This window comes from Candidatus Neomarinimicrobiota bacterium (genome assembly GCA_036476315.1).
Lineage (GTDB): Bacteria > Fidelibacterota > Marinisomatia > Marinisomatales > S15-B10 > JAZGBI01.
The window spans coordinates 45,805-57,987 of record JAZGBI010000011.1 but is presented as its reverse complement, the minus strand read 5'-3'; the positions used below and the strand labels follow the sequence as shown (position 1 = coordinate 57,987).

Below are 12,183 nucleotides of genomic sequence, written 5' to 3'. Positions count from 1 at the left end.
CAAGGGTGAACCTGGGGAAGATTGACCGGGACATGCTGGAGCCTCTCCATTTTGTTCCCTCTGTTTTGACCGTCGTGCTGTTTGCGATTCTGGCAGGATTCCTGGCCAACCCGGACAGGTACAGTCGACACCTCGGTCTCGGGTTAGGTCTTTTGTTGGTGGTCTCAGGACTCGGTGCCGTGAAACAGGAGAGTGGCAAGGTGGGTATTTATTTGCTGGCAGTGATGCCCATCCAGATCGTTGGATACGGCCTGGGATTCATCACTGCATTTGTCAAGAGGTTTATACTCCGACAGGGCCCATGGACGGGGTTCACAAAGGGGTATTATGGGTAGCCCTGAAACCAGTTAGCCAAAAGAGAATACAGGTCGAGCGGGTGACCAGGAATAAAGGAATCTTTGTGGCCTGGACCGAAGTTTCGAGAAGAAGCGAGGAACTCGCAAAGCAACTGGGTGCAGAGTATTACCGACTCAAAAGAAAGGACGCCCCCACTTTTCTCGCAATACTGAGGCTGATGGTGAATGCCATTATCACTTTCATCAAGTTCCTCCGATCACACCCCAAGGTGATCTACTCCTTTCAAGCGCACCCATTCATTACATTCACGGCCATGTTCTACAAACTTCTATCCGGTTGCAGAGTGATACCGGATCTTCATACCGCGGCCTTCAGCGACTACGATACTTTTCCCGTGAATTTCTTCAGTTTCATGCTCTGGCGCAACTGTGACATATTGCTGGTTCATAACGAGGGGCTGTCCCAGGCGCTTGGTGACCGATTCCCTTCCCTGGAGGGAAAGCTGTTCGTTCTTGAAGATCCCATCCCCGTACTTTCGGGTTCATCAGATCAGAACATGCTCAAGTGGAAGAACTCAGGTATGACTGCGGTATTAATCAGTCGGTTTTCCAGGGATGAGCCGATTGAACCCTTTTTGGAAGCGGCCGTGAGGCATGCCCATATCCATTTTTACATTACAGGCAACTACCATAGAGCCAAATTTTCACTGGAAAAATACCGCGAGCAGAATATCACCTTCACGGGATTCTTGCCTGAAGAGGAATATGTCTCTTTGCTTCGCTCGGCTGATTTCCTCATCGTGTTAACTACTCGAGACCGTACTTTGCTCTCAGGAGGTTACGAAGGACTGTCCTTGGTTAAGCCGATGGTTGTCTCGGAAACGGATACGATCCGCCGCTATTTCTCTGATTCGGTGGTCTACGCCCGAAGCACCCCGGACGCGATCTACAAGGCAATCGTTGAGGTAGCGGAGTCTGTTGACAAATATACTGTCCTGGCCGCTGCGAAAAAGAAGAACAAGATAAGAGAATGGGAAGAAAAGCGACAGAACTTACTCACGCTTTTGGGGAGTGCTATTCTGTAACTGGAAGGCTTTCAGGTCTATGTTTCTCATCTTCCTCAGGATGTAATCCTGCCTCTCCTGCGAGAATAGCGTTTCGAACTTTCGAGTTTTACGAATAGGTTCACTATTCCTGACTTTCCAGGTTTCCTCTGGTAATCGAAGTGTGGCCGCCTCTGTCTCGTAACTCAGCATTTTCTTGCTAAAGGCGATCCCGATCGCATCACAAATATGTTTGAGTTCCCTCTCCGGATCTACCACGATGTTTTCGTACATGACATGGACGTGATTATCAGAGTCAACGAACCTCCTGGATATTGACACGTCATGCTTCCATCGTCTGATGCATCGGTTCACAGATCGGGCTCCTCCAAAGTACTCTGGATGCTTGTGACTCGCCTCGTAGAGAGACGCGACCACATCCTGGCCATTGCGAATGACGTGAATGAAACGGCTGTCGGGACTGACCGAACTAATGAGGTGGATGTAGTAGAGATGCATGGGAGTTTTTTCCACCCACGCTGAATAATCCCGCTTGAGGCAATGCTCGTCCAGAATCCGTATGATGGCAGCTGACCACCTTTCAGTGGACCAGGTTGATTGAGGAAGCAGATGCAATAAACTTCCGTCTCCAGCCCTGTTCAATAATTCACCCATGATCCTTCTTTCTCCTGAACCGTATTTCTTAAGCGGACGCATCCACGATATCTTGGGCACTGTCGCTCTGAAAAAGTGGGTTTCAGGAAATGAACAGAGATCAGGGTGGGAGGCAAAAAGACTCTGCACAAGGGTAGTGCCAGATCTGGCGGCCCCAACGATGAAAATGCGTTTTGTGATTCGGTCTTTTTCGGACATAATCGTGTATGATGGTAGCTCTATCCGATGTCAGCCACTTTCCTTGATTCGGTCAGCGGTTGGTGGAGAATTCATGGTAATGCCTCACCGGGAGGATGCCGTATCCCTTCTGAACGGATTCCACTTGGTCGGGTGTCAGTTTCTGCCTCCATTTGTCGATTTGACCGGCCGCTTTCCGCCTTATTTCGTAACCGATTCCATCCGTATCGTGGGTCAGAAGGAATTCACCCACCTCTCTTCTCCACTCCAAGCCAAGTTCCTCATACAATGTGCGAAACGAGCCTTCAGGTTCATTGCAAAGCGATTCATGCGTCACAGACAACCATTTGGGATTCTCTTTCAGTTGCTGTTCCCAAATGTAGTAAAAGATGGATACCTGCAGACTCATTAACGCAACCGGATCCTTGAGTCTTTCAATTTTCTCCATGTAAGGCTCCAGAAAATCCTCCGCCAGAGCAGTCTGCCTGAAAATCTCCCTGTTGGCGTCGTACAGTCCCAGTTGAAGACAGCTGGATACCACGTTTGCAGGGTGGCGGAACACCAGAAGAACTTGAGGTCTAAAATGTTGATACAAGAAGGGGAGCGCAAGTCCCGTGTGCACGGACTTGACAATCCGCCGTCTACTCCTTGATTTGTAATAAAAGAAGGATGCTTTGCTAAGGACGCGAGTGATCTGGTCGTAGGGAGATGTTTGAAAAGCGTGAGGCTGACTGTTATTGGCCTGCCTGCACTTGTCCCTTACATAATTCTCAAGCCGGGTGGAATTCAGATTGAATCCCCTTAGCAAGGACTTGTTCAACACCGTTGCACTCGGAAGAAAATCATAGTCGAGAATGTGTCTCCAGAAACCTGCATACACCGGCTCCATTTCCGCCTCTCTTATGTAGGGCATCCGGTGATATCCGTGCTTCCATCGAAATGCGAGTACGTTTATCTTCTCGTTGTCCGGTTCGTGGAGAAGAGAGGTCTGGTGGGCCTCACTGAGGACTCGAGCCGTCCAGGTCGTTCCGCTGCGTGGAACACCAACTACCAAGATTGGAGGTGTTGAATTCTCTCTCATGCGCGAAGAGGATAAACCTTTAATGTCAAGAAGACGAACACTTTTTTGGATTAGTACATTACTCCGTCTAAATTTAACCCGTTGCCATGAATAATTCTATCTCCCCCACCAGATGACCATGCGCTCCTCCCTGAAGATGAGACTCAATCAGTGGCGATAAGGAAACCGATAGTAGAACTGGGAAGAAGTACCGCCATTTACGGACTGGGAAATGTCCCTTCCAAACTGGCCGCCTTTCTTCTCATTCCCATATATACTCGATACCTTCCCTTGGAACAGGTGGGAATCCTTGTTCTCCTTGAAATGGTAGAGACGTTTCTCGTTGTCCTGATTCCCTTCGGCATCAACAATGCGGTATGGCGCTACCTGGCAGGTGGCAAGGGGACAGAAAGAAAGCGGGTCGTCGCATCGGCTTACGGGGGTTCGCTGGTCCTGAACGTCGTTGTCCTCGGTCTCATCGCTGTTCTTCACCGATTCCCGGGAAAGTTCGTTGGGCTGGGACCCAGTCAAGATTTCCTCATACTGATTCTTCTGCTGAATGTTTTCCTGGCATTTGGCACGCGCTTCTTTCTCGGTCTTCTTCAATATGACGGTAAAGCTCTCACTTACGTCCTTTTTTCGTCAACTCAATTCATCGGCGTGCTTGCGGTCACTTTCATTTTCGTTGTAATGAAGGGTTGGGGACTCCTGGGCGTCCTGGTTGCCAGATCGGTGGTATATGGTATCGCGTTTCTGGTCACCGGTTCGGAGATTCTCAGGTCCAACAACGCCAGACCATCTCTTACTATCTTCCTGCGACTGCTCAAGTTTGCTGGACCGCTCGTGATTCTGGCTATGGTGGCACCCGTGCTTACGGTATCCGATAGATTCTTCCTCAAGCTGTTTGTCAGTCTCGAAGAAATTGCCGTCTACGGAATTGCCTATAAGTTCGGAATGCTCATCAGTATGTTTTTCGTTATCCCCCTCCAGCGGGGCTGGGGGCCTATGATGTACCGGATGGGTGTGGAAGAGGAATCTCACGAATACCACCGCGATGTTCTATTCTATTTCGCAGTGATGGGGGGTCTGTTTTTTCTTGCCATTTCGTTCTTCGCCGGGGAGGTCATCTCCCTCGCGGCCACGCGTGATTACGTCGCAGGTGCAGCAATTATTCCTCTCGTCACTCTTGCCTATTTTCTGAGTGGCTTCAGGCAATTCTTCATGGCCGGAGCGGCCGTGGGAGGCCAAACACCCAGACTCGCGTGGGCCGCTGCGATTTCCATTATTCTGAATCTCCTCTTGAACTTTCTGCTCGTGAAGAACTACGGTGTCATGGGAGCTGCGTGGGCCACGTTGTCCTCTTATGCCATCCTGGCTGCGGGTGTATACCTGGCCTCTCAAAAGGTTGCTCGAATTGACTGGAATTGGTATCGGCTGGGAAAGCTTATGGTGACCATGTTGGCCGTCTTCTGGGCCATCCACACCCTGCAGTTCCAACACCCGGATTGGAGACTTCAGTGGGGGCTTCTTGGCCTCTTTCTCTTTCCCGCATTGTTATGGTTGACGCGTACGATTGGCGTGCGGGAGTTAAGGGGTCTCACGTACCTGCTCAAATCGACGTGGAAACGTCTTAGACACGCTTTGGATCGATGAACCGGTTGGCCAGATTTTCGATTGTGGTGATTCCCGCGGCAGTTTTCCTGTTTCTGAATGAGATGGTCATCTCAGGGAAAACTCCTCTGGCTCCCGACTATCTTGCCCACTACCCCATCAAAAAGTGGGGAGAGGAATTCATCAGGGAAAAAGGAGAGATGCCACAATGGTATCCCCACCTGTTTTCAGGGGCCCCCTCGTACGCCGGGTACATGTATATGCCCTCCGACCTCGTTGCGAACGTTCTCAGACCGGTTTTTGTCAATCTGGGAGTGAAGTACTGGTTCTATTTCTCTCTCGGGGGGGTTGGAATGTTCCTGTTTCTCAGAAGGCGACGGTTGGGATATGTACCTGCTCTGTTTGGCTCTGCCGTCTACGGTCTAACACCATACCTGTTCGGTCTCATCAATGCCGGGCATGGAATAAAGATTCTCTCTCTGGGCTATTTGCCGTACGTCTTCTTGATGGTCGAGTACATTTTCGCCCGCTCATCATGGCGAGGTGTTCTTTATCTTTCTCTTGCAACGGCGCTTCAAATTTGGGCGAAGCATCCCCAGGTTGTCTATTATACCTGGATGCTGGTGGTATTCCTCTGGATCTGGAGGCAGGTGAAATCCCTTCTTGGCCGAACCTGGAGCCGTAAGAGGGAGGGAATCCAGACAGGGGCCATATTCGGCGGTCTGATCCTGGCTCTCATGATGGTCGTGGACCCCAACGTGCCGGTGTATCAATATCAAGGTCATTCTACGAGAGGAAGTGCGTCGGCACTGCAAAAGACAAAAGAGAGTGAACGCGGTACAAGCTGGGATTATGCCACACAATGGTCATTCCATCCCAAAGAGTCGGTATCGTTCATCTACCCCTATTTCCACGGACTTCAGAATTATCCAACTCGAGATTTGAAGTCCGCGGCGTACTGGGGTCGCATGCCGTTTACACAGTCCACCCATTATCTAGGTTTGCTGACAGTTGTTCTTGCCGTTCTGGCGCTCACCATTCGGAAGCCGTCGGGACTCACCCTATCCATGGCCATAGCGACAGTCTTAATCCTTCTTGTTGGATTCGGAAGACATTTTCCTCCACTCTACTGGTCCCTCTACAAGTTTGCCCCTTTGTTCAGCGGATTCAGGATTCCTTCGATGATTTTTGTTCTCCTCCCTTTTACAATGGGTGTGCTGGCAGCCACGGGACTCGAAAACCTCATGGAAATCCTGGAAGAGAGAATAGCGGAAACTGTGAAAAGGCTTCGGTTATCTGTTCTCCTTATTCTTGGGCCGCTCATCGGCTTGTCCCTCGTTTTTCTCTTGATTGGTGACTCAACTTACGAAGCACTTGGGCTCTTTGTGAAGAGCGGTGATGCGGAGAGATTTCAACCACAAGTGCTGGCTCAACTCGCTGCAGTCAGGAAAGAGATATTTCACAGAGGTCTTCTTCTGGCCTTTTTCGTATCGATCGCGGGACTCACTTCCATCTGGCTCGGAATCAGGCAGCACCTGAACGGGAAAGCGGTCGGCCTGATTCTTCTCAGCATTCTGATGGTTGACCTTTGGGTGGTTGACAGAGAGTTTCTCCACCTTAAAAACCCGGTAAACCTGCCGGAACGGTTTCGTACAACTCCAGAGATCGATTTCATGAGAAGAGACTCCAGTCTGTTCCGCATTCTGCCTGCTGACGAGATGAATAGCAATCGCCACGGATATTTCGGTCTGTCGAGTGTTGGAGGGTATCGCCCGGTGAAGCTGAGGACCTATCAGGATCTAATGGACGGAGGAGGGTTAAGCAGTCTGCCCGTTCTCAACATGCTCAACGTGAAATACCTTGTCACGTCCCGACAACTTCAGCCGAGAGGTTTTCAATTGGCTTTCAGCGAAAAACAGTCGGTCTACAGGAATCTGACTGTTCTTCCCAAGGCCTGGCTGGTATCTCAGGTAGACCCCGTGTCGAGCCAGGAGGAATCCCTGAGAAAAACAACGGATCCTGCTTTTGATCCGGCAGTGGAGGCAGTTGTCATTAACTATGACGGTCCGGAGTTTGAACCCGGTGGAATGGGAACTGTCGAGGTGAGGAAATATTCAGAGAATGAAATTATCCTAGAGGCTTCTTCACCGAACGGTGGTCTGCTGGTCCTCTCTGAAAACTATTACGGGCCCGGGTGGAAGGCGACGGTAGACAACGAGCCTGTCCGGATTTACCAGACAAATCATGTACTGCGATCTGTCGTTCTTCCCGCAGGCGGCCATTCGATCACGTTTGAGTACGACACCAAGCTCTTCCGGATATGCCGTGCAGTTTCGAGGATTGTGCTGTCAGCCGTTCTTCTTGTGATCCTTTTTATCAACCGGGATAAGTTAGTTCGCGTGGCTCTAAGATTCAGGAGTAAGGTGTGAATGAAGGGGTCTTCACCGGACATAAATCATTGAGGTAACTTGCAGGTTTTGTAATTTTGCCGCCTGACTTCTTGTGCAAAGTCTTTCACACCGTTGAGGAAAGGACTGTCATGATCGAGCCACATGGAGGCGTTCTACTGGATCTCATGAAGGAGCTGCCGGAAGATGAGGACTCCCTGAACCCTTCACTAATTCTGAACAGAAGAAATCTTGCCGATTTCGAAATGCTGGCAACAGGTGCATTCAGTCCTCTGAAAGGGTTTATGTCGAAAGCGGACTATTTGTCGACACTTGCAGATCTCAGGCTGCTCACTGGACAGGTATGGTCCCTTCCCGTCACTTTGCCCATCACAAAAGATCAATACGATGATCTGAAAGGTGAAGATGCGATATTCTTGAGGGGTCCTGACGGCACGGCCCTGGGTAGGATTTCGGTTTCGGAGGTTTTTCACTACGATAAGGAGAAGGAGGCAAAGGAGGTCTACCTCACCAGCGACATGTCTCATCCCGGCGTAGCCGCACTTTTCTCTCAGGGTGACTACTATATTTCCGGAGACGTTGAAGCATACGTGCTACCACATCATGGTCGATTCGGTGACTACCGGCTCAGTCCCGCACAGTTGAGGGAACAGTACAGGAAGAGGGGTTGGAAATCGGTGGTGGGCTTCCAGACCAGAAATCCCATTCACAGGGCTCACGAATATATAACGAAATGTGCCCTGGAAATGGTGGACGGCCTATTGATTCATCCCATCGTTGGACAGACAAGTGAGGATGACATCCCTGCCGAAATCAGGATGGAATGTTACAGGGCCATTCTGGACAGCTACTTTCCCCACAGGCATACACTCCTGTCTGTCTACCCGGCCTTCATGCGCTATGCAGGCCCCCGGGAAGCGATACTCCACGCGATTGCAAGAAAGAACTATGGCTGCACCCACTTCATTGTCGGAAGAGATCATGCGGGATATAAAGATTTTTACGGAACCTATGATGCCCAGAAAATCTTTGACACGTTTTCCAGGGAAGAGATTGGCATTGAGCCCATGTTCTTTGAGCATGCCTTCTACTGTCGGCGAACGAATTCCATGGCCACGACGAAGACATCGAGAGCCCTGGACCACGAAAAGATATTCTTAAGCGGAACGAAAATACGGGAGATACTGGAATCCGGGGGAAGACTGCCCGTCGAATTCACGAGACCTGAGGTGGAGGAGGTTTTGAAGAGGTATTATCAACATGAAGAGTAAGAAAACTCTCCGTCCGGGGGATAACACCGTTCCGGGAGTTGCCGTATGGTTGACGGGCCTGTCCGGGGCGGGAAAGACCACGATTTCCATAGCCCTGAAAGAAAAACTGGAGACAATGGGTTACCGTGTCCAGAGACTGGATGGAGATGTCGTCCGGCAGAAGCTGACCCCTGACCTGACTTTTACCAAGGAGGACAGGGACAAGAATATCGAGAGGGTCACGTTTGTCGCCAATTTGCTGGTTCAACACGGCATTATTGTTCTCTGTGCCTTTATTTCTCCCTATGAGCAGGAGCGCCGATACGCTCGAGGGGGAATCGGCAGATTTGTCGAAGTATTTGTGAAATGTCCTCTGGAAGTTTGCGAAGCCCGTGATGTGAAAGGACTCTATTCGAAAGCTCGTCGTGGTGAGATCAAACACTTCACCGGGATTGACGACCCTTATGAAGAACCTGAGAACCCCGAAATAACCGTGAACACCAGCAAGTTGGCGTTGAGGGACGAGGTTGATTCCATAATTCATTATATTAGACAGAATGACTTTATCGAATAATCTCCCGTGTGGCGTTTTCAACCGGTGAGGCTTTACAGGCAAGCTGGAAACATCAAGGCGGCCCTTTTCGTGGCTGCTGTTGTTCTTGTTGCCGGCCTTCTTTTTTACACCCAGTCTGTCATTAGAGATTTGAGACAGGAGAGCAGGGAGACCGTTAGTCTGTATGCTCGATTGATCGCCAAGGGAATCACGGATGAGAGCGACACAGAACTTGAGTTTGTTTTCAGGGAAATCATCCAGAAGGTTAGCTTTCCTGTTATCCACTCGGACCCTGACGGAATTCCTGTCAACTGGCGAAATCTTCCAGGGAATGGGGAACTGGAGCTCAAATACGTAAAGCGGATCATGAGAGATATGGACAGTCAGAATGTTCCTATCCCTCTGGAAATTACGGTTCCCGCCGTCGGCCCAAAAGCGGCCGAAAGAATCGTTGTTGGGCATCTCCATTACGGCGACTCCGGCCTCATCAGGCAGCTTCGGCTTCTGCCGTACGCTGAGATTGGAGCGGTGGCACTGTTTATCTTGCTGGGTTACGGTGGCTTCCAGGTCATCCGGAGAAACGAGAAACAGCACATCTGGTTCGGCATGGCTCGCGAGACGGCACACCAACTGGGTACGCCTGTCTCGTCACTCATGGGATGGTTGGAAAGGCTTCGCGACTATCCGGAGGAGGCGAACAACGTATCAGGCCAGATGGAAACCGATATTGCCCGCCTGCGCCAGATTAGCGACCGATTCGCCAGAATGGGCTCATCCCCGAGTCTCGAGGAGGTGGACCTGAAGGATCTTATCTCCGGCACCGTTGACTATTTCCGGCGACGTATCCCCCAGACTAGCAAGAATATCGTTCTCAACGTAAACGAGGAGAAATCCGTTACAGTGAGAGGAACACCCGTTCTGCTCACATGGGTTTTGGAGAACATTGTGAAGAACGCTATCGATTCTATCGATAAGCCCACCGGAGAGGTCTCCATAGGCGTGGCCCAGCAAGGGATGAAAGCCGTCATTTCCGTCAGGGACAACGGGAAAGGTATTCCAAAACGGGACTGGAAAAACGTCTTTCGTCCCGGCTACACCACGAAGACGCGAGGCTGGGGATTGGGATTGAGTCTCGCGAAGCGGATTATCGAGGATTTCCAGAGAGGGACGATTTCCGTTCGCTGGTCGGAAATGGGGAAAGGAACAGTCTTCGAGATCACCATTCCCATGGGGAGAACCGGCTCATGAGATCCGTGGAATAAGAGGGAGTACGAATGTTGACCAGAAGAGTTTTCATGAAAAGTGGATTCTTGAGTGCACTGCATCCCGCCATCTTTCTCGGGCAGTCCGAACCTTCCGTCGAGAGATCGATGGGCAAACCGATGGTCATCTCTACCTGGCGTTTCGGTCTGGATGCGAACAGGGAAGCCATGAAAACTCTCATGAACGGTGGATCGGCAGTGGACGCCGTTGAGGCGGGGATCAGAGTACCCGAGGAGGATCCGAATGTCAGTTCAGTGGGATATGGGGGAACGCCAGATCAGGAAGGAAATGTCACTCTGGATGCCTGCATCATGGATTCGGACGGGAACGCCGGATCCGTGGTCTTTCTACAAGACGTGAAGCATCCCATCAGTGTAGCCCGGAAGATCATGGAAATGACTGATCACGTCATGCTGGCGGGTGAAGGAGCCAAGAGATTTGCACTGGCTAACGGGTTCAGAAAGGAAAACCTCCTGACGGAATCATCCCGGGAGAAGTGGTTGAAGTGGAGGGAAAGGTCAAGAGAGGGGGATCATGGGGAATCCGGGAAGTCCCACGATACGATTGGCCTGATTGCCCTGAACGAGGAAGGTGAAATGGCCGCAGGTTGCAGTACCAGCGGTCTCGCATTCAAACTTCATGGAAGGGTAGGGGACAGTCCCATCATCGGTGCCGGGATGTTCTGTGACAATGAGGTCGGAGCCGCCGTGGCAACAGGTCGAGGTGAGGAAATTATGAAGACACTGGGATGCTTTCTGGTGGTGGAATTAATGCGACAGGGACGACTGCCGCAAGAAGCATGCCTGGAAGCCGTTCAAAGAATTAGAAGACGTCATGGGGACAAAGCCGATTTCCAGGTGGCCTATGTCGCCCTCCGAATTGATGGGAAATGGGGGGCAGCCGCCCTGAAAGACGGCTTTCAATGTGCCCTTTATGAATCCGGTTCTAACAGGGTGATTGAAGTGGAAACTCAGCTCTAAAACGGAAATCGAGTCATTTCCTATAGTCTGTCTGCCACGTAGTCCCAGTTGATAAGATTATCCAGCACGGCGGCAACATGGTCACCCCTCCTGTTCTGGTAATCCAAGTAGTATGCATGTTCCCACACGTCAATTCCCATCAACGTTTTCTGTCCCCCCGCAAAGGGACTCTCTGCGTTCGGAGTACCCGTAATCGCAAGCGAGCCGTTTTTCTCTACGAGCCAGGCCCACCCGCTCCCGAAAACACCAACGGCCGTTGTCACAAATTGACTCTTGAACTGATCGAAGCCCCCGAAAGATTCCTCAATCCCCTGCATAAGCCGGCCTGAAGGTTTCGGACTCCCACCTGGCTTCATCTCTTCCCAGTAGACGATATGGTTCCATGCCTGACCGGCATTGTTAAATAAAGCCTGGCGGTCAGAGTTGCCGAAACTTCGCCGGACAACTTCCTCAAGGGGCATGTCGGCAAATTCAGTACCCTCCACGAGTCTGTTCAGGTTATTGAAATAGGCCGCATGGTGCTTGCCATAGTGGAGCTGTACCGTCTGTGAAGAGATAGCCGGTTGAAGCGCATTTTCTTCAAAGGGTAGTTGCGGTAATTGGAATGGCCCTTCATTTCCAGTCATGACAAAATGTCCTTTCTCTTTTCTGCAAAGTGATCGGTTATGGTCGTTTGTTCACGTCTCGATCCGCTTCCCTCACGTGCATAGATTTGTTCTGAGGGCAAATTGTCGAGGTGCTAATTTAACCTCGTTCCGCAAAGTTGGACAGGGTAAATCAGATAAAATTTGTCCTATTTTTGACGGTTATGCAATAATCCGCTTCATGGTACCACGAATGATTGGTAATTTTGGAAGGAAAACGAGG

At 50.7% G+C, this 12,183-nt stretch carries 11 protein-coding genes; 8 read left to right on the top strand and 3 right to left on the bottom strand.

Annotated features, from left to right (window positions below; genetic code table 11):
* Together V3U24_01340 and V3U24_01335 are read left to right on the top strand one after the other, a co-directional pair.
* Positions 1-335: hypothetical protein (locus V3U24_01340; protein ID MEE9166100.1), on the top strand; the 335-nt coding region annotated here is incomplete at its 5' end.
* A 41-nt stretch (positions 336-376) separates the two neighbouring features.
* Positions 377-1,381: a glycosyltransferase gene (locus V3U24_01335; GenBank protein MEE9166099.1), complete on the top strand. Its 1,005-nt coding sequence runs from the start codon at positions 377-379 to the stop codon at positions 1,379-1,381.
* On the opposite strand, the gene V3U24_01330 is transcribed toward V3U24_01335, so the two are convergent.
* Both V3U24_01330 and V3U24_01325 read right to left on the bottom strand, forming a co-directional pair.
* A complete protein-coding gene (locus tag V3U24_01330) occupies positions 1,349-2,212 on the bottom strand; it encodes a sulfotransferase (GenBank protein ID MEE9166098.1) in 864 nt (287 codons plus the stop codon). The two genes, V3U24_01335 and V3U24_01330, sit on opposite strands and share 33 nt — an antisense overlap.
* 52 nt (positions 2,213-2,264) lie before the next feature.
* A complete protein-coding gene (locus tag V3U24_01325; protein ID MEE9166097.1) occupies positions 2,265-3,245 on the bottom strand; it encodes a sulfotransferase in 981 nt (326 codons plus the stop codon).
* Between the two features lie 177 nt (positions 3,246-3,422).
* On the opposite strand from V3U24_01325, the gene V3U24_01320 reads away from it, so the two are divergent.
* From V3U24_01320 to V3U24_01295, 6 genes are all read left to right on the top strand, one after another.
* Positions 3,423-4,904 (top strand): oligosaccharide flippase family protein, encoded by a 1,482-nt coding sequence (locus V3U24_01320; GenBank protein ID MEE9166096.1) that lies wholly within the window; start codon positions 3,423-3,425, stop codon positions 4,902-4,904.
* Between the two features lie 5 nt (positions 4,905-4,909).
* On the top strand, positions 4,910-7,291 hold the full coding sequence (locus tag V3U24_01315; GenBank protein MEE9166095.1) for a YfhO family protein: 2,382 nt from the start codon (positions 4,910-4,912) through the stop codon (positions 7,289-7,291).
* Between the two features lie 110 nt (positions 7,292-7,401).
* Complete coding sequence (sat, locus tag V3U24_01310) at positions 7,402-8,541, top strand: sulfate adenylyltransferase (protein MEE9166094.1); 1,140 nt, start codon at positions 7,402-7,404, stop codon at positions 8,539-8,541.
* A complete protein-coding gene (cysC, locus tag V3U24_01305) occupies positions 8,531-9,094 on the top strand; it encodes an adenylyl-sulfate kinase (GenBank protein ID MEE9166093.1) in 564 nt (187 codons plus the stop codon). Before sat ends, cysC begins: the two co-directional genes overlap by 11 nt.
* 24 nt (positions 9,095-9,118) lie before the next feature.
* Positions 9,119-10,321, top strand: coding sequence for a HAMP domain-containing sensor histidine kinase (locus V3U24_01300; protein MEE9166092.1), 1,203 nt, complete (start codon positions 9,119-9,121; stop codon positions 10,319-10,321).
* Positions 10,322-10,347: 26 nt separating this feature from the next.
* Positions 10,348-11,316 (top strand): N(4)-(beta-N-acetylglucosaminyl)-L-asparaginase, encoded by a 969-nt coding sequence (locus V3U24_01295; GenBank protein MEE9166091.1) that lies wholly within the window; start codon positions 10,348-10,350, stop codon positions 11,314-11,316.
* A 20-nt stretch (positions 11,317-11,336) separates the two neighbouring features.
* On the opposite strand, the gene V3U24_01290 is transcribed toward V3U24_01295, so the two are convergent.
* Positions 11,337-11,942 (bottom strand): superoxide dismutase, encoded by a 606-nt coding sequence (locus tag V3U24_01290; protein MEE9166090.1) that lies wholly within the window; start codon positions 11,940-11,942, stop codon positions 11,337-11,339.
* Between the last annotated feature and the right edge of the window lie 241 nt (positions 11,943-12,183).

Excerpts from the sequence above, each read along its gene's own strand:
- sat (MEE9166094.1), top strand. The coding sequence starts at position 7,402 with ATGATCGAGCCACATGGAGGCGTTCTACTGGATCTCATGAAGGAGCTG.
- V3U24_01330 (MEE9166098.1), bottom strand. The coding sequence starts at position 2,212 with ATGTCCGAAAAAGACCGAATCACAAAACGCATTTTCATCGTTGGGGCC.
- V3U24_01290 (MEE9166090.1), bottom strand. The coding sequence starts at position 11,942 with ATGACTGGAAATGAAGGGCCATTCCAATTACCGCAACTACCCTTTGAA.
- cysC (MEE9166093.1), top strand. The coding sequence starts at position 8,531 with ATGAAGAGTAAGAAAACTCTCCGTCCGGGGGATAACACCGTTCCGGGA.
- V3U24_01295 (MEE9166091.1), top strand. The coding sequence starts at position 10,348 with ATGTTGACCAGAAGAGTTTTCATGAAAAGTGGATTCTTGAGTGCACTG.